This is a genomic window from Pseudomonas sp. M47T1, assembly GCF_000263855.1.
Taxonomy (GTDB): Bacteria; Pseudomonadota; Gammaproteobacteria; order Pseudomonadales; family Pseudomonadaceae; genus Aquipseudomonas.
This window is the reverse complement of record NZ_AJWX01000043.1, coordinates 1-17507: the sequence shown is the minus strand read 5'-3', so window position 1 is coordinate 17507 and position 17507 is coordinate 1. Positions and strand designations below refer to the sequence as shown.

Here is a 17507-nt window from a genome sequence, read left to right as displayed (position 1 = left end):
GTCAGGCCTCCATGGCGACGGGTGCCGCGGTGTCTTGGGCGTCGCTAAAGTGCAGAACAATGCCTTCTTCATCGCTGTAGCCCAGGGTCACGCCGAGGGTTTTCTGCTGGGCGGCCTGGCGTTGCAGCAATTGCTGACTGAGCACCGGCAGGATCTGCTGGTTGAGCAAGCTGTCGATGTTGCGTGCCCCTGTGTCAGGCAACAGGCAGGCGGCAACCAGTGCTTCGTTGAGGGCGGCGTCGACCTGGCAATCCAACCCGTAGTGACGCTGCAAGCGCTTGGCGACCTGGCCGAGCTTGATCCCAACGATGACTTTGAGGGCGTCGGCTTGCAGTGGGCGGTAGATCAAGGTCTGGAAACGGGCCAGCAAAGCCGGCTGGAAGTGTTCGCGCAGGATCGGGCGCAGCAACTCGTGCAGGGTGCTGTCCAGCGCGCCGGGGAACTCTTGCAGGCAGGCTTGCAGTTCATCGCTGCCCAGGTTGGAGGTCATGAGAATGACCGTATTCCGAAAGTCGATTTCCCGCCCTTCACCATCGCGCATGCAGCCACGGTCGAAGACCTGATAAAACAGGTTGAGGACGTCGCGGTGCGCTTTTTCTACCTCATCGAGCAGCACCACGCTGTAAGGACGTTGGCGTACCGCTTCGGTGAGCACACCGCCCTGGCCATAACCGACGTAGCCAGGCGGCGAGCCTTTGAGCTGGCTGACGGTGTGGGCTTCCTGGTATTCCGAGAGGTTGATGGTGATGAGGGACTTTTCACCGCCAAACAGCTTGTCGGCCAGGGCCAGGGCGGTTTCAGTCTTGCCGACGCCGCTGGTGCCCACCAGCAGGAACACGCCCAGTGGCGCTTTTTCGTCTGTCAGGCCAGTTTTGGCGGCACGCAGGCGTTGAGCCAAGGCACCGAGGGCATGGTCCTGGCCGATCACCTGTTCGCCCAGTTGCTGTTCCAGCTCCAGCAGGTTGGCTTGTTCGTCCTTGAGCAAGCTGCCCAGGGGCACGCCGGTCCAGTCGGCAATCACTTCGGCCACGCTGCGGGCGTCGACGTCCAGGGAGAGCAATGGCTGGTTGCCCTGGGCGTCGCTCAGTTGTTGTTGCAGGTGCAGGCAAGCGTCCATCCGGGGTGATTCGGCCTGTCGGGCATCGAGCAGTTGTTGGGTGAGGTCGAGTTCGCGTCGGTATTGTTCCTCAAGCGCTAGTTGCTGGTGGTGCAAGTCGGCGTGTTGCGCGGCAATGATCGCCAGCCGCTCGCCTGCAGAGCTGCCACTCAGTAGCTGGTCTTCTTCCAGGGCTTGGCGTTCCAGCTCCAGGGCGGTCTGCTGGGCCTTGAGGCGGACCAGTGGCTGGGGCTCGCAGTCCAGGCTCATGCGTACCCGTGCGCTGGCGGTATCCAGCAGATCGACGGCTTTGTCCGGCAGTTGGCGACCCGTCAGGTAACGCCGCGAGAGATTGACCGCCGCCTTTACCGCCGCATCCAGAATATGCACGCCATGGTGGCTGGCATAGCGAGCCTTGAGGCCACGCAGCATCAGGCTGGCGTTGGCGTCGTTCGGCTCGTCGACCTTGACCATCTGAAAACGTCGCTCCAGAGCAGCGTCGCGTTCGAAATACTGTTTGTATTCACTCCAGGTCGTGGCAGCGATGGTGCGCAACTCGCCGCGCGCCAGGGCGGGCTTGAGTAGGTTGGCGGCGTCAGCACCGCCGGCCTGGTTGCCGGCGCCGATCAGGGTGTGGGCTTCGTCGATAAACAGCAGCACCGGGTGCGGTGATTGCTGCACGGCGTCGATGACGTTTTTCAGGCGTTGTTCGAACTCGCCTTTTACCCCGGCACCCGCTTGTAGAAGACCTAGATCCAGGGTGCGTACGCTGACCGGCTTGAGGCTGTCGGGGACATTGCCTTCAACGATGCGCAATGCAAGACCTTCAACCAGCGCGGTTTTACCCACCCCGGGTTCGCCCACCAGGATCGGGTTGTTCTTGCGCCGGCGACTGAGAATGTCGATGACCTGGCGAATCTCATCGTCACGGCCGAACACCGGGTCGATCTGCCCTGCCCTGGCTTTGGCAGTGACGTCCTGGGTGAATTTGTCCAAGATGACTTTCAGGGCATCTGACTTATCCGCACTGGATGAAGCCTGCGTTACAGAGGTCTCGGTTCGGTTCAGCACGGCCTCTTGTTGCACCTGTGGCCGCTCTTCGGAATGCTGATCGAGCATGTCGAATAAACGCTGTAACTGGGTGTCGCTGATACTGAGCAGCGGCCAGGCGGCATCACAGGTGAGCAGGCTGGGCGTCTCCAGCAGTGCGCCGAGCAGGTGGGCCGAGCGCAACGTATCGTTGTTGCCGTCCAGGGAGGCCTGCAGCCAGGCGTTCTTGATCAACTGTTGCAGCTTGCCGCACAGCTGCGGTTTGCCCTGCACACTGTGCGGCAGACTGTCGAGGTGGTCGAGCAGGCCGCGCCAGATCGCATCCATGTCCCATTCGTAGCGCCGGGCGATGAGGGTCAGGTCGCCTTCGCCCTGCTCCAGCAACTTGAGCAGCCAGTGCTCGATACTGATCAGCCCATGGGCGCGGCTCTGGCACAAGGATGCCGCCGCGCTCAGTGCCTGAGCGCAATAGGGATTGAGGCGGCGAAGCAAACGGGCAGAACTCTGGGCCATGGGATACATCCCTGTTGTGGATTTTCGGTGTGCCGTCTACAGCACAGACAGTTCGATATGTTTGGCTGAGCGCCCGCGAACGGACGCTCAACCCAACGCACCGCAAACCAGCAGACGGAAACCCGCCTGCCAGTCCTCTCGCGTCAGGCGCTCTGGCGTTCGTTCCAGGAGTCGGAGTGAATGATGTTGCCGTCGGTGTAGGTCCAGGTGACCTTCTCGTAGCGCAGCTCAATCTGCTCCAGGTGGTTGTGCCTTTCCTTGCTTGGGTCTTTGACGTCGTGCATTTTTGGCGCGACTTTTACGACCTTGACGTTTTCCAGCTTGGTGATGAAGTACTCGACTTCCTGGCCGGCGTCATCGATGCGATACCACTTGAACTCGGCGCTCTTGAGGGTCTGGCCGGTGGTCACCGCCTTGTACAGGTAAGGGCTGGAAGCATCGATTTCCTTGGAGAACAAGAACGGGGTGTGGACCCGGGTGCCGGTCAGCTTGCCGGTGTTGTTGTCGGTAGGGATGTACAGGCTGTGGTCCTGGGCGATCACTTCGATGCTGCCTTCGCGCTTTTGTACATCCACGGACCCTTTGATTTCAGCGCCGCCGTCATCTTGCAGCCAGAGGTAAACGGGAATAGCCATGTGAAGCTCCTTTTCTCAAAATTTGAATGCCGCTGGATGCGACAGAGGGTGTCTGTCCAGCGCCGCAGTGGGCAGCGCGCAGGCCCCCACTTCCGGCACCAGACGGATATCGACGCGACGGTTGGCAGCACGCCCAACCTCGGTGTCATTGCTGGCCACTGGCTGGTTGGCACCAAAGCCCTGGACCGCAAAACAACTGTCAGGGATGTCGCCCATGCGCTGCATCCAGTCACGCACCGAGGCGGCCCGGGCGCGGGACAGTTCAAGGTTTTGCTCAGGGCTGCCGGTGACATCGGTATGCCCGGCGATGACAATCAACCAACCCGGCTGGGCCTGGATGTTGACCAGGGCGTTGATCAGCACCTTGGTCGAGCCCGGCTTGAGGTCGGCACTGCCCGTGCTGAACAGTGACAGACTGTCCAGGCGCACCGGTTCGGGAATCTTCGCAAGCGGGGGGGCTTTGGGCGGTTGTCGATGCCTGGCGATAGTCGCCAGCAGAGGCAGCCGCAACAGTTCGCCGCGATACAGGCCCAGGCCCAGTGCCAACGGTTCGCCCTGCCGGTAGTATTCGTCCAGACGCGTGGCGTCCTGGCGCAGCACGGCCACGGCGCTTTCACGCAAGGCGAACTGGGGTTGGTCACGCCGTTCAGCTGGGGGAAGGGAGGTATAGCGCCGCAGATCATCACTGACCTGACGCAGCAGCAGGTTGTTCTGCCAGGCCGAACTGGCCAGGGCCACGACGCCAGCTACCGCAAACAACCAGCACGCCACAGCACTCGCCCACAGGACTGGGGAACACCGGGTGTGGAGCGGCAGCAAGTCCAGCAAGGGATCAGGAAACGGTAAGGCCGGACTTACCTCCACCAGCGGTTGCCCGGCATCACTCAACCCCACCTTGTCACGTAGCCATTGTTGCCACAGATTGCCGGCGACCCGTAGGGGTAGAACCGGTACCAGGGTGATGGCGCAGGCCAGTGGGTGATGAGTGTCAAGGGGCTCGAAGTGCGGAAGTAGTGTTTCCTTTAGCCACGTCGCCACGCTGCTGACCTGAACGCTACTGCACAAACGTGCGGCGTAGGTTGCACTGTCGGCGGCCTGTCGCTGCCAGTCGGTCAGGCTGATACAGGCACCAGCCTCGCGCACCAGAGGGCTGGGTTGACCGGCCTCCCAACTGAACCAGGTCCTTTCGCCTTTTGCGGCTTGCACATAACTCACCAGCATTAGCGGCAGTGCCAGGCCGCGCTTGCGCACCAGGGCGAGCTGATGGCAAAAGACGCGCACCTGACCCGCAAGCTCTGCGGCGTCGGTGTGCTCGCCGGGGTTGGCAACAAACATTACGCTGAGTTGCCCACCCCAGTCCGGGCGCAAGGCCTGGATGCCCGTGGTGATCGGTAATAGTTGCTCAAGGCTGGGGATACGCACATAACACCCCTGCGGGGTGGTGCGCAGGGCCAATTGGTCAGCTGGCACCGCACCGAATAGACCACTCAGGCCATCGCCACAGACCAATATCACCGGTTGACGGTAGGCAGTTGGTGGCAGGGAGGTATCGCCGACCAACACCAACTGCTGGCCCTGCCGTGCAAAACGGCGCCCCACCCGGACCCAGGCCCAGGCGACCACAATCACAACGACCAATGCCGCCACGGCACTTATCCAGCCGGCGAACGGTATGACCATCAGCAGCATCAAGGCAAGCGTGCCGCCCCACAGCCAAAGGTTTTGTGTCAATTTGAGCGTCATACCACCACTCACGCCTGGCCAGGTACAAGCGTGGCGATCAGACTGCCCAGCCAGTGATCCAACCCCCACCAGGCGCCGATCAGCAACAGGCCCGCCGCCAGGATATGAACCCGTGGAGACCGCAACCCGCGCACGGGATTCATTCGATGGCCGATGCCCTGGGTCATGACCGCCTGGTTGAGCGCCAGGGGGGCGACCCGTGCATTCAAGGTGTCCAGCAGTTGCTCACGCTCGGGATCGCCCACGTTACGGTACCGGCCCTGAAAGCCGAGCATCAGGACCCGCTGAAAGGCTGTCAGTACCAGTACGTCAGGAGAGGGCTGGCGAAGTGATTCGCGCATGTCTTCATACAAAAACTCACCGGCCTGGTGGCGATTGAAGAACTTGGCCTGCAAGGGCTCACTGGCCCATTGGGCATGGGCATCACCCTTGGCACAGCTGAGCGCGGTCTCGTCCAGCAAGGCACACAGGGCGTGACTGATCAGCTCAATGCTGCGTGTGTGTATGTTCGCATCCTTGAGCCCCTGCTGGACCTGCTCGACCTGCTTCTCGCAGCGTTTCCACAGTTCCGGACCATCTTGTATCGAGGCGCCCTGGCGCAGTTCGACGACCAGTAGGTAGCTGTCCTGCAGCAGCGCATCAAGCTCCTGCGCGGTGACGGCATGTTTGTTCGAGGGAGTCAGATTCATGCGCGCAGTACCGCAAACAGTTCGAGTTTGATGTCAACCAGCGTGCTCGGCACATAGAATGCGCAGGTCCCTTCGGCCAGCATGGCTTGCCCTTTGGCGTGACCTAGCTCCAGAGCGAAGTACTGGTTTTCCAGGCGCAGCGCAATGGCCGCCGGCACATGACTGAGCGGCTGCAAGGGAACACCGTCGAGCGCAGCATTGACCAGATAATCGACATCGTCCGGCGTCCCCACCTTGCACAGACGCGGGAACTGGCTCTGCAACTGTGCGGCCGGCATGCGGCAGCGCACCGACAGGTAGAAGTCGGCACCGTCACGCTCACGTAGGCGTGCATCGTTGAGCGTGACTTGCCAGCGATTGGCCCCCGCTTCCTCCAACTCCAGAGCAATAACTCGTGACGGCAGGCTGGCTTCCAGCAAGGTGGAAATGGTACGCATCAGGGGTGGGAATACACTTTCCAGCTGTTCGTGTCGGTAAGCAGGAATACAGTCCAGGTCCTGCTCCAGCGAAAAAGTCAGCAGGCTGCCGGCCAACTTGATCAACTCCAGGTATACCTGTTCGGGATGCCGCGCAGGATGGGCCTTGAGATCGGCCAGTACCGGCTGATAGGTGTTCAAGGCGTTGAGCAGCCAGAACAACGACACATCGGCCACGGCAAAATCCGCCATGCGTTGGTTACTTTCGCGGCGCATGCCCATCAGCCGTTGCCGCTTGGCAGACAACTGGGTCAGCAGGTTATCTAACTGGGTCAGCAGCCCTGAATGAGCCGCGAAACTGAGCAGCGGCGGCACATATCCGGGGTCAAGCTGCCAGGCACCCTGCCCATCACGTACCAGGCGTGCGACCGGGCAGGTCAGGTAATCGGCGTTCTCGTCGTCAGCCAGGCGCAGGGTCAGGGCGTACTCCAGCACCCCTATCGACTGCACCTCGTCGGCGTAGATATCCTGCACTTGCCGCCAATCCTGACGATAACGCGTCGGATGGTCAGCACGCGCACCGTCGAATAAACAGTTATTGCCATTGGCTTGTTCCAGCGGCAACGCCAAGAGCAACGTAGCCTCCTGGGCATCATCAGACAGGAGGCGAGCCAACTCCAGGGCTGGAGGCAACCGATCCACATGGTCGGTATCGATCAGCGTGCCATCAGGCATACGCACCCGCACATGAGTGGCCTTGAGCTTACCCAGGCGTAAGGCTTGCAGGTCGAACGCCACCCCCTGAACACCCCATGGGTGTACCAGAGACAGATGGGCCACACTCTCGTTAGCCCAGGCCTCCCAGCGTGCCTGCTGCTGGAATTGTTGCGGGGACAGCAAGGCCCCCGCAGCCCATAGGGGGCGGTCGATTTTCATGTCATCGTTTCCCTACGAAGTGGCTTAAGCTTTTGCCTTGGGCATCTGCGAAACCAGCGACAAGTTGACGTCCATGCCTTCGACCTGGAAGTGTGGTACGGCGTACAGCTTGACGCGGAAGAAACCGGGGTTGTCTTCGATGTCTTCGACCGTCACCTTGGCATCGCGCAGCGGGTGGGAAGCTTGCAGGTCATCGCCAGGGTCAGTCATTTCAGTGACCAGGCCACCGATCCACTTGTTCAGTTCCAGCTCCAGCAAACGACGGTCCTTGGTGGTCCCGATGTTTTCGCGCTGAATCAGTTTCAGGTAATGGGCAATACGTGAGAGCAGGAAGATGTATGGCAGGCGTGCGTTGATACGGCTGTTGGCCGTGGCATCGGGGGTGTCATACAGCGCTGGTTTCTGGGCCGAGTTGGCCGAGAAGAAACACGCATAGTCGCGGTTCTTGTAGTACGACAGCGGAATAAAACCAAGATTGGCGAATTCGAATTCGCGCGTTTCCGGGATCATCACTTCGGAGGGGATCTTCACCTGATTGCCGGTGCCCAGGTCGTACAGGTGAATGGGCAGATCGGTGACCGCCCCACCCGATTGTGGCCCGCGAATCTGTACACACCAACCGTTGGTGATAAAGCTCTTGACCATGTTGGCCGCGAAGGCGAACGAAGCGTTGGTCCACAGGTATTTCTCGTGATCCGGGCCCTTGACGCTTTCGATGTAGTTGAAGCTGCGCACCGGGACAGTGTCCGGGCCATACGGCAGACGACCCAGCACGCGGGGCATGAGCAAACCGATATAACGGGAGTCGTCGCTTTCGCGGAACGCCTTCCACTTAATGTATTCGGCCCGGTCAAAGTAGTTGCCAATATCTTTGATCGCCGCCACTTCTTCCATCGACTGCTTGCCAAAGAACGCAGGACCTACGGAACCAATGAACGGCATGTGCGCCGCTGCCGACACTTTGGAAATATTGCGCAGCAGAGCAATGTCCTGCGGGCCACGGTCGAACTCGTAATTGGAAATAGCCGCCGCAATCGGCTCGCCACCCGGAGTGTCGTATTCTTGGGTGTACGTGTGCAGATACAGACCGCTCTGGGCAATCTCAGGTGCGTCTTCGAAGTCTTGGACCAGATGGTCCTTACTGATATCCAACAGTTCGATACGCACGTTCTGACGGAAATCGGTCTGGTCGATCAGCGATTTCACACCGCGCCAAGTCGACTCGACACGCTGAAAGTCGGGATGATGCATGACCGCGTCGAGTTGACGGCTGATCTGTGCATCCAGCGATGCGATGTGCTCATCCAGCAGGGTTTTGTCCAGACGCTCGACTTTATGCGACGACTGTTTGAGCAAATCCAGGAAGACACTGACGGCCGCAGTGACTCGCTCATCTGCAGACGCTTCGGACAGGGCCTCGGAATTTTGAAACGCTTCGATACCATTCAGTTGCGCAACCGGACTGAGATTGATCTTGGCGAACAAGGCGCCATAGACACCTTGGCCGCTGTCTCCGTCGTGGGTTTTAGTCAGCTGCGAGCGTGCGGATGATTGTTCTGCGGACATGATGAAAACTTCCTTATTAACGAGCCTGGGGCAATTAACGAACGTCTTGGGGGGCCAGCGCAGCCAGTTCGGCTCGCAGTTCGTCACTCAGCGCCTCGTCCTTGAGGATGCGTTCCAACTCGTGGCGGAAGGTCGCGTTGTCCAACAGATTGGATTTGAGGTCACGCAGTAGGTTGCGCATCGCCAGCAGGGCTCGCAGCTGCGGAATCTGCCGCGCCACCTGCTCAGGCTCAAAGTCTTTCATGCCTTGGAAACTCAACGCGACAGCGGTGTCAACGTTGCCATCGGCCAAGGTATTTTCAACCGCCAGTTTCAGGCTCGGAGAGAACGCTGCCAGCACGCTGTCGAAGTTGTTTTTATTAATACCAACCTTGGTTCTTTCAGACAACGGACGCTGTTCCTTACCGTTGCTGTAATCACCCATCACCATCAGCTTAAGTGGCAATTCAATTTTCTTCTGGGCGCCACCGGTGTGTAAGTCAAGCTTGATGTTGACCCGCGCCTTGGGCACTTCATTTTGAAAGCTGTTTGATGCCATAAATCCTCCAGACACAATTCTACGAGACGGAAAAAACCCATCACAAATACCAAGTAGCTCAGAGAAAAAATGATACTTGGCGTACCGCAGAGTAGGAAATTGCAGAGGGGGATTCTAGTCAGCTCATAAGCATAAAAACAACCAATAAATATTCAAGCACTTTTAATCCCTATGAATTTTGTTTTGTATGTAGGACCTTTCCTAAAGTCTCTGAGATTTATCTGATATTGATGTGTATTCCAGTGATGGTGACCACTCAGTTCAGTGGTTGTGAGCCACCTATTCCAGTGATAGTGAGCCACCGCGCTGATGGTTATGAGCCAGCTGAAATCCTGTTTGCTGGTTTCACACATTCCATACACGGTAAATTGGCTGCGTGAGTCATAGGCGTAACGACCTGCAATCAAACACGGCTAAAAATCCAACGTAAGTCCTTCCAGCGAGTGTGTTCCAGCGATCGCGCCCTACTCATACGCTGATGCTGCTGACCACTAAATTCTTTGGGAATGAGTATCTTTAGGAAAAGTCCTATTTATTTTTGATAACCACAGTTTCAGGGTGGTGGCACCGACTCTTGATTGACTCATGGAAGATCCGTTATGTCTGATACGCAACATCGCACCGATACCATTTTCACCTACAAGGTTGTTCAGGCAGGCAAGCAGATCCGTCACTGGCTGGAGTTTCAATTGCTCGATGAGCGCGGGGAGCCTTTGCCTCATCAGCCTTTTCGGGCGATCAATGAAGCGACTCGCTGCCAACTCGTTCCTGAATTCAGCGGTCAGAGCGATGCCCAAGGGGTGATCCGCCTAGAGGGCCTGCACGCGATGGCAGTGACCTTACTGCTGACGGCCAATCCGCTGGCAGAAGTGCTGCAAACAGTGTTTACGCGCACTGCGCCCAGAACCGCACAGGCCAATCATCGGGGATCACACGCCTCTGTATGGCCCGCAGCGTTCGGGGTTTTCGCCAATTGAGCAGCAAGCCGTCGCGGCAGGCCATGGCTATCACTATCTGCGTATCGGTCAGTTGTGTGATCGATTCCCGGACCTGGATCCTTGGTCGGAACAAGACAAACTGCCGGCGTTTCATTTCCCCGACCCGAAGTTCAGCGGTTTCACTGTCGCTGACGATAAGCTGAACCGCCGCCATGTTTTGGAAATTTGCCCTTTCCGCGCCTGGTCGTTGGTGCTGCACCACCAGTCGGAGTACAGCCTGGCCAACGCTTACAACATGAGCCTGATGAGTATTTTGGCATACAGTAAACAGCGCGATAAGGATCGCGGCTCAGTCAAGCAGTTCTTTGAGCAGCAATGCCTGGACCTCTCGCGTACACCCCGGGTGTGGGATAACGGTCAAAATTTGCCTTGTTTGGTCATCGATGTTCCGTTCAGTGAGCGCTATACCCAGGCATTTAAGCTGGATACAGCAACGGCCGAATTGCCGGAAGGGGATACCCAGCTGTTCTACGCCATTAGTAGCTCTCAGGTGCTGGTGGCTTGGCGAGGTACTGAGATGGATGGTTTCGCTGACTTCAGCACTGACGCGACCTTTCGCCCGGTAAAGCCGGAAATGCAGATACAGTGCGACCCCAAAGTGCCCTGTGCCGATTTGACCCCTGAGGGCAGTGTGCACCTGGGTTTTCGTGATGGGTATGAAGTGGCCAGAAGGCTCTATGCCACGGCTCTGGGCGAGACGATTCCGCGTGAAGCGCGTAACAAAGAGTTGTTCATTTGCGGTCATAGCCTGGGTGGTGCCTTGGGACTGGTACACGCGGCAGCACTCAAAGATCAAAATCCACTGCTGTACACCTATGGCATGCCGCGCACCTTTACTCTCAAGGCCGTCCAGAGCCTGAGCGATCTCTGGCATTTTCGCCATGTCAACGACACCGATCCGATCCCTAGCGTTCCACCCGAAGCAGCATTGGACAACTACCTTTACGACCTCTACGGGCCACTGGGTACCACACTGGGCTTTGCGTGGTCGACCGTTCAGATGGGCGCCAGTGCACTGCTCCGTCACGGCGACCCGTTCTGCCATCACGGCGAAATCGCCATGTTCTTCAAAGCTGAGCAGCACACGCTGCAACGCGGTTCGCACTACCCTGCCTACCGTAGTAAGGACGGGCTTGGTGCCCCCTATTACAACACCGTCGCTCGTCGTCTGTCGGAAAAGGCCAAGTTGTACCTGGTGCCTGGCCTGAGCCCCGTAGATGACCAACAGTCAGGACAAGCGCAGCAACGATTCACCACCTCATTAAACGCTGAAAGCCGGACCCGATTCTTCCCGCCCTATAGCAACCCAAAATCTGGCCGGTTGATAGGTCTAGGGAACCACCTGATGAGCAGTTATCAACCCTATATCTATGGCCAACTGCTGGAATCGATCGATCCTGAGCGTTCGCCATTGTTGAAGCGGCAGGTAGATCGACAGGCATTCGAACGTCAGATGAACGAAAACTTTGAAAGCCTTGCCCCGGATGAATTGGAGCGCAACCGGGTGTTCCTTCATTTGCAAAGCCTGCTCAGCCAAGCCTTGCAGGTCACGCAACAGACCGAGGGCGGTACTGAAGCGCTACAACGTTTCAATGCCGCGGCCGACCCGCAGGCCTGTTACGAGAAGACTTACTGTTGAGCCCAGCCAGCGCCGTCAAGGACCAGACTATGATTAAGAAGATACCCATTGCATTACTTACGCTGCTCGTCAGTCTCAGTGGTTGTGCCAAGGATTACAGCCTGGCGCCGCCGCCGAACAGCGAACAGATGACCATCACAGTGAAGGTGCCCAAGGAACTCGTAGCGGAAACCATGCGGGTGATGTATCGCTCAGCCACTTGCAAGCGCATCACCCATGGGGCCAGTGGTCAGCGCATCGAGCTGGAGGGGTATCACGACATTAACGTGCAATTGCAACGTCAGGGGCAGAGCGAACTGTACGTCGCGAAACTGCCTATGGATGGCGGTGGGTCCTGCCAGTGGCATTTGAGTAATGTGACGTTTGGGGTCGCCTATGCCGATCCGACGCATTTTGGCGAGAATGTGACTTCGGGGGGGGGAGGTGGCGTGGTGGTGATCTTCGATCACAACGACTCGCCACGTGGGGGGGCGGATTTTGAAGTCGATGGTGACTTGACGATCAAGAAGGATTATTACCCATGGGTCGATGAGGAGTTCTTGGGGCCATATAAAAAAACCATCAATTTGGCGGGTGCAGGCGATTTCTATCTGATGTATCAGGTATTGCAGGCCCGACAGGTGTATTTCGAACCGGTTCTGCATTCTGACTTTGTGGTCTATTCAGCTGGGCCCAAGGTGAAGAAGAAGGGAAATTTTACGACCATCACTTATCCAGACGGGAGCGTTCAAGCTAATGAGCGTTATAGACCTAGCTTCCAAAAATTGCAGGCCATCCGGCTGGGGAAATCACAATGATAGCTCTATGGAGGGGGCTTACCTCCGAGCAGCCGTCAGTGGTTGACCACCGCGTACGGCGTGAAGCTGTGGGGGTGGGAAATTACCTTCGTAAATCTCCCTCAAACCGGCACTCTCCAGCTCAACCCAAATACAGGTTTACACAGAAGCTCAACGGGGGGGCAAAAAGTGGGGGCAAAATCCGATATTGAATAAATCGAGCAGGCATAAAAAAATCCAACCACCGCTAAGTGATTGGATTTTCTTAAGAAATATGGTCGGGACGGAGTGATTCGAACACTCGACCCCTAGCACCCCATCTCCTTTTTTATACTTCTTGAAAGCGTCCAAAATTTTACTCTGGATTTTTCTAAGCTAGTATTTACTTGAGCTCCAGCGGTGTTCTGCTCTACGAGAGTCCAGTAACGTCCATCAAGAGCCGACGTTTTTGTGGGGGTAAAAGTAGGGGGAACCCATTTTATGGCAAAAATCACCATCAAAGAACTCGAGTCGCTGACCGCCAACGATGCAGGCCGAATCCTCAGGGAGGATGGCAATCTCGCCGGTCGAATCTCAGTCCGTAAGGACGGTGTGTCAGTCAGCTTTTTCTATCGCTATCGGTGGGGCGACCAAAATAAAGAGTACTCCTGCGGGTCCTGGCCGCGCAAATCCCTGACGGACATCCGCAAGGCCCGCAACCAGGCCCGTGCGCTCATTGATGAGCAAATCAATCCCAACGAGCAAAAGAAAACCGCCAAGGCACAGGCATACGCGGCTGCTAACGTAGAGGCTGAACAAGTAAAAACGACGAAGGTGCAAACGCTGACCGTCCGAGAGCTGGCCAAGGCGTGGCTGTTGGATGGCGTCGCGCGCAAAGACGGCAATGCTGAACTGCAACGGCGTTTTAACAAAGACCTTTTTCCGGCACTCGGCAAGACCGCGGTGAGCAGCGTCTCCGAACACGATATTCGGGCGCTGATCCGCACGGTCGTCAGCCGCGGCGCTCACCGGCAAGCCATCAGTTTCTTCGCCGACCTCACCCAGATGTTCGGCTGGGCCAGAAAGCGTCAGCCTTGGCGGGCCTTATTAGTCGAGGGCGATCCGACTGAGCTGGTCGACATCACTCCCCTGATCCCTGCCGACTACGAAGCCGAACGAAGTCGGATCCTTTCACCGGCGGAGCTGTTGGAACTGCACAAACGCTTCCAGCAAATGACCGCCGATTACAACGCCCTCCCCGCCGGCCAAAAATACGAGGGCACTCGACCACTAAAGAAAGAAACTCAACTCGCGCTCTGGATCAGCCTGGGCACGCTGTGCCGAATTGGTGAGTTGCTGCAGGCCGAATGGAAAAATGTCGATCTGGAAAAGCAGACCTGGTTCCTTCCCAGCGAGAACGTCAAAGGCGCTCGCGGCAAGAAACAGGACCACCATGTTTTCCTCTCCCCCTTCGCCCTGCATTTCTTTCAGAAACTCAAGACCCTGACGGGAGATTCGCAATGGTGCTTCCCCAACAAACAGGATGATCAGCATGTGGATGTGAAGGTAGTGAGCAAACAGGTGGGTGATCGTCAGGCTCGGTTCAAAAACCGCAAGGCCCTCTCCAGACGGCGTCATGACGACACCCTGGTCCTCGCCGACGGCCAGAACGGCGACTGGACCCCGCATGACCTACGCCGCACGGGCGCGACCATGATGCAGGCGTTAGGTGTCAGCCTGGACGTTATCGACCGCTGCCAAAACCATGTGTTGGCCGGCTCTCGGGTGAGACGCCACTACCTGCATCACGACTATGCCGAAGAGAAGAAACGCGCCTGGAATCTTTTGGGCGACCAACTCAGTGCTATGCTGTCCTCGACCTACGAGCACCCTCCGGCCGAGTCGATGATGTCTTTTCCAGACTACACCGCCACTGGATCCCCGACGCCCACAATTGGATTGGCAAGTGGGTTTCCCGAAGATTCCAACTGAAAGCGGGTGAAGGAATGCTCAGGGTCTTCAACCATCCTAGGAAAAAAACGAGCCGGGTTGATGGACAGAGATCGACTGACCCGTAATTTTCTCCAGAAACTGTTCCGGAAGAATGCGCTCAACTGCTGAAAGGAACGTCTCGATCAGTGACCTGAAATGATCAAGCTCCCCTTCCTGTATCTGCCGCCATAGGCTTGGACGATAGCGAACCAGAATGGACAACGCATAGAGCAACACCAAACATGTCGCTCGATACTCATTTATCGTTCCAAAGAGAGGTAGCATGAGCGCATGTCTTTTAAATGGACTGTGATGTAGCTGAAGTGCATCCCACCAAATACTCGACTCCGGATGATCAATTGCCACACGGAAATGGCTTGCTGATGACCTAGACGAAACTTGGATGATTTCGCGAATTGCCCCAGGAAAAGCAGCAATATCATCCACAGTCATTCGCCCAGACTCATCTATCAAAAGAGCGTAGGTCGTTGTCGCACGGTGGTGCCGACCATTACTTTCTTGATCGTAAGCAGGAGTAACCCAAGAAGGTTTACCTTCAAATATGTCCTCAAAAAGATCCGCAACCTCAGGTATCCGAGAAAATAGCTGCTCCATCGTAAGCCAACTTTCAACGGGCAGTGCTTTCAGTGCATCCAGACCGTCTGGTTTCCGTTTGGCAGCGACAAGTGAGTTTGCAGACATCGATTTAACCCAATTTGGGAAAAAGCCCGAGACGAGCGCACCAATGGCTAGACTCTCAAATCGGTCGTCTAAACCATCATGGGTATAAAGGCCATGCCCTTTTTTGGTTGTTGCCTCCAACTCTGCAAGGGTTTGAGGACCTCCTGGCGAAGCAAGCATCTCGGCAAATGCGAAGGACATTGTGCCGTAATACAGATTGAGTACACGTTGACTGACATTTCTTCGATCAATGGCACTGAAATAATCGGTGGCATTGCGGAGCGCAAAGGCAACGCCCTCTCCCTTTGACACAATGGTCGACAGGTCAAGACTTAAGCTTTCAAGTTGAGCGCGGCGGTCGACCATCTTTCGAGCAAGAGTCGCACTTTTTAACTGAGCAAGCCTCGCCCAGACTGCTTCTATCGGAGTTTCTGAAAGCAACACTCGCCGCGGTGTTTGCAAGTCTTCAAAGGTCTCCTCTTCGACTCGCGTTGTCGTTGGAGCGAACTTTCCAGCACTGCTTTCACGGTTCCATTCGATGAGGAGGGATTGAAAATCGTCAATCGGTTTCACGGGAATAGATACCCCCATAGCGAATGACTCAACCATGTACGGCTGTCCGTTAAAAAAGATAACGGACACCGTTTCAGCTAGCTGCTTGTATACATTGTTGCTCGTCGCTGACGAATAGAGTACTGCGGCCGAACGCTCCGCCCCACCTCTAGATGCCTTTACGACCACATACTCTCCTGCGGCAACCTCACTGACTATGGACGCGTCCCAGCCATGTCCAACTAGCTTATCAAGCATATTTCTTTTCACTGCGTCCCGCAGAATATCTAAGCGCGCCTTCCATCCGCTGTCTTGCATATGCCTTCTCCTTGATCTGTCTTTCTACAAAACACTATCGCAGCTTCAGTCATAGCATTAATTGATCGAATCCACAGCCAATAACGGCCATTCACGCTACGTTACTGAATAATTGGTTTTCGTAAAAAGCAGGTGGCAGAAGCCGACGCGACATTGCGCTCCGGCTACTTCCATTACCTCCATTTCACTTTTTGATGGATACAATCGTGGCTCGGCCACCCTCTAACCGAAATGAAAACGACACTCGGTCTCCGGCTGTCAGCCCTTTCAATTGATCCTCCGTTACGGAAAAGGCCATGGTCATTGGTTGCCATTGCACAGCTGGAACAGCGCCGTGAGAGATGGTCCATGCTCGGGCGTACAGTGTCACGGCAAGAGCATCGTCGTTCTCATCCCAGTCAAACTGGATAATGTTGTAAGCATAAGTGTAGGTGTCGTCGAAGCTATCAGGTGTCGTAGCTCCAGCGGCAAGCATCATGAGGTCGCGCCCAGGTTCTACGTTTTGGACATCTACTGCTGCCAGGTGCTCATGGCCGGAAATGAAAACTCGAGCTCGGCTTCTTAAGAACCTCTTGGTCTCAGCCGAGTCGGCGTACCAATCAAGTGGATGATGAGTTAGCACCACCAGCTCTTCGCCGATCGCCTCATTCATAACCCGCTGGCGGGCTCCCAGAAGCAAATTTCCCTTTTCGTCTTTACGCCTCGAACAAATCAAAGCGGAGTTTAGTCGCACAAAGCGAATCGCTCGTCCATCGGCGAGCTCCACCCTACGCTCTGCACTGCTATTGCCGCTGCAGTCGAGCGGACACTGGTAAGCGTCGGCGAAGCGTCGGTACTCTTCAAAGCGAAGATAAAGGACCTCTCTTGCCACCGCCTCTTCAAGAAAGGCATCCAGCTTCGCTTCACCTTCGTTACCGATCGCCGCGAGCATCATTTCAGTCAATCCTTTGATCTGATCTCGATCGACATCGTGATTTCCTGGGACCATTTGAATATCAGCCGCCGTACAACCAACGCGGGAGGCAAGTTCATCAAGCCACAATCCAGCTGCGTCATACTCATGACGTTTGCCCGCATATGCGATGTCTCCGGTCACTAAGATGCCCGAAGCCGTTCTGGTAGGTAGTGTTGCCACGTGTGCGGCCGCATCTTCGATTAACTGCCTGCGAGCGTCCTCGTTGACTATTCGAATGCTGCTAGCTTTTTCTTGTCCGAAGTGAATATCGGAGAGGTGGATAAATACGGCCGCCAAACTGAACTCCTTGTTTGCCTCACGCAACTGATGTGAAAGGGACTGGAAGGCTGTCCTTGCGCTCGACCTCAACCCTGGGCGGTACTTGCTTGTACCCAACAGAGCTGCAAAACTGGTCAGTCGACGCCGAAAAGGTCA

Annotated in this window: 12 protein-coding genes and 2 pseudogenes; 4 read left to right on the top strand and 10 right to left on the bottom strand. The window is 56.5% G+C overall.

Annotated elements, in window-relative coordinates:
* Nucleotide 1 precedes the first annotated feature (1 nt).
* The 7 genes from tssH to tssB all read right to left on the bottom strand — a co-directional run bounded on the left by tssH (nucleotide 2) and on the right by tssB (nucleotide 9182).
* Nucleotides 2-2659: a type VI secretion system ATPase TssH gene (gene tssH / locus PMM47T1_RS27845; protein WP_008375572.1), complete on the bottom strand. Its 2658-nt coding sequence runs from the start codon at nucleotides 2657-2659 to the stop codon at nucleotides 2-4.
* 143 nt (nucleotides 2660-2802) lie between these two features.
* Nucleotides 2803-3294: an Hcp family type VI secretion system effector gene (locus tag PMM47T1_RS27840; RefSeq protein ID WP_008375571.1), complete on the bottom strand. Its 492-nt coding sequence runs from the start codon at nucleotides 3292-3294 to the stop codon at nucleotides 2803-2805.
* A 15-nt stretch (nucleotides 3295-3309) separates the two neighbouring features.
* On the bottom strand, nucleotides 3310-5037 hold the full coding sequence (locus PMM47T1_RS27835; RefSeq protein ID WP_008375570.1) for an OmpA family protein: 1728 nt from the start codon (nucleotides 5035-5037) through the stop codon (nucleotides 3310-3312).
* Nucleotides 5038-5045: 8 nt separating this feature from the next.
* Complete coding sequence (gene tssL / locus PMM47T1_RS27830; RefSeq protein ID WP_008375569.1) at nucleotides 5046-5726, bottom strand: type VI secretion system protein TssL, short form; 681 nt, start codon at nucleotides 5724-5726, stop codon at nucleotides 5046-5048.
* The gene (gene tssK, locus PMM47T1_RS27825; RefSeq protein ID WP_008375568.1) at nucleotides 5723-7078 is read right to left on the bottom strand and encodes a type VI secretion system baseplate subunit TssK; all 1356 of its coding nucleotides are present in this window, start codon (nucleotides 7076-7078) and stop codon (nucleotides 5723-5725) included. The genes tssL and tssK overlap by 4 nt, the downstream gene beginning before the upstream one ends.
* 24 nt (nucleotides 7079-7102) lie before the next feature.
* On the bottom strand, nucleotides 7103-8644 hold the full coding sequence (gene tssC / locus PMM47T1_RS27820; protein ID WP_008375566.1) for a type VI secretion system contractile sheath large subunit: 1542 nt from the start codon (nucleotides 8642-8644) through the stop codon (nucleotides 7103-7105).
* Between the two features lie 34 nt (nucleotides 8645-8678).
* On the bottom strand, nucleotides 8679-9182 hold the full coding sequence (gene tssB / locus PMM47T1_RS27815; protein WP_008375564.1) for a type VI secretion system contractile sheath small subunit: 504 nt from the start codon (nucleotides 9180-9182) through the stop codon (nucleotides 8679-8681).
* Between the two features lie 599 nt (nucleotides 9183-9781).
* Between tssB and PMM47T1_RS30515 the strand changes: the two genes are divergently transcribed.
* The 4 genes from PMM47T1_RS30515 (at nucleotide 9782) to PMM47T1_RS27800 (ending at nucleotide 14566) form a co-directional block, all read left to right on the top strand.
* Entirely contained in the window at nucleotides 9782-10159 is a 378-nt protein-coding gene (locus PMM47T1_RS30515; RefSeq protein WP_008375562.1) for a hypothetical protein, read from the top strand.
* Nucleotides 10160-10211: 52 nt separating this feature from the next.
* Nucleotides 10212-11819 (top strand): lipase family protein, encoded by a 1608-nt coding sequence (locus PMM47T1_RS27810; RefSeq protein WP_008375561.1) that lies wholly within the window; start codon nucleotides 10212-10214, stop codon nucleotides 11817-11819.
* Between the two features lie 29 nt (nucleotides 11820-11848).
* Nucleotides 11849-12616 carry a hypothetical protein gene (locus PMM47T1_RS27805; protein ID WP_008375559.1) on the top strand — a complete coding sequence of 256 codons (768 nt, stop codon included), beginning with the start codon at nucleotides 11849-11851 and terminating at the stop codon, nucleotides 12614-12616.
* A gap of 459 nt (nucleotides 12617-13075) precedes the next feature.
* Nucleotides 13076-14566, top strand: coding sequence for a tyrosine-type recombinase/integrase (locus PMM47T1_RS27800; RefSeq protein WP_008375557.1), 1491 nt, complete (start codon nucleotides 13076-13078; stop codon nucleotides 14564-14566).
* A gap of 36 nt (nucleotides 14567-14602) precedes the next feature.
* Here PMM47T1_RS27800 and PMM47T1_RS27795 read toward each other — a convergent pair whose 3' ends face one another.
* From PMM47T1_RS27795 to PMM47T1_RS30505, 3 genes and pseudogenes are all read right to left on the bottom strand, one after another.
* Complete coding sequence (locus PMM47T1_RS27795) at nucleotides 14603-16117, bottom strand: YaaC family protein (RefSeq protein ID WP_008375555.1); 1515 nt, start codon at nucleotides 16115-16117, stop codon at nucleotides 14603-14605.
* A 184-nt stretch (nucleotides 16118-16301) separates the two neighbouring features.
* A pseudogene (locus tag PMM47T1_RS30510) lies at nucleotides 16302-16463 on the bottom strand (copper-binding protein); the annotation flags it as partial.
* 189 nt (nucleotides 16464-16652) lie between these two features.
* A pseudogene (locus PMM47T1_RS30505) lies at nucleotides 16653-17369 on the bottom strand (metallophosphoesterase family protein); the annotation flags it as partial.
* Nucleotides 17370-17507 lie beyond the last annotated feature (138 nt).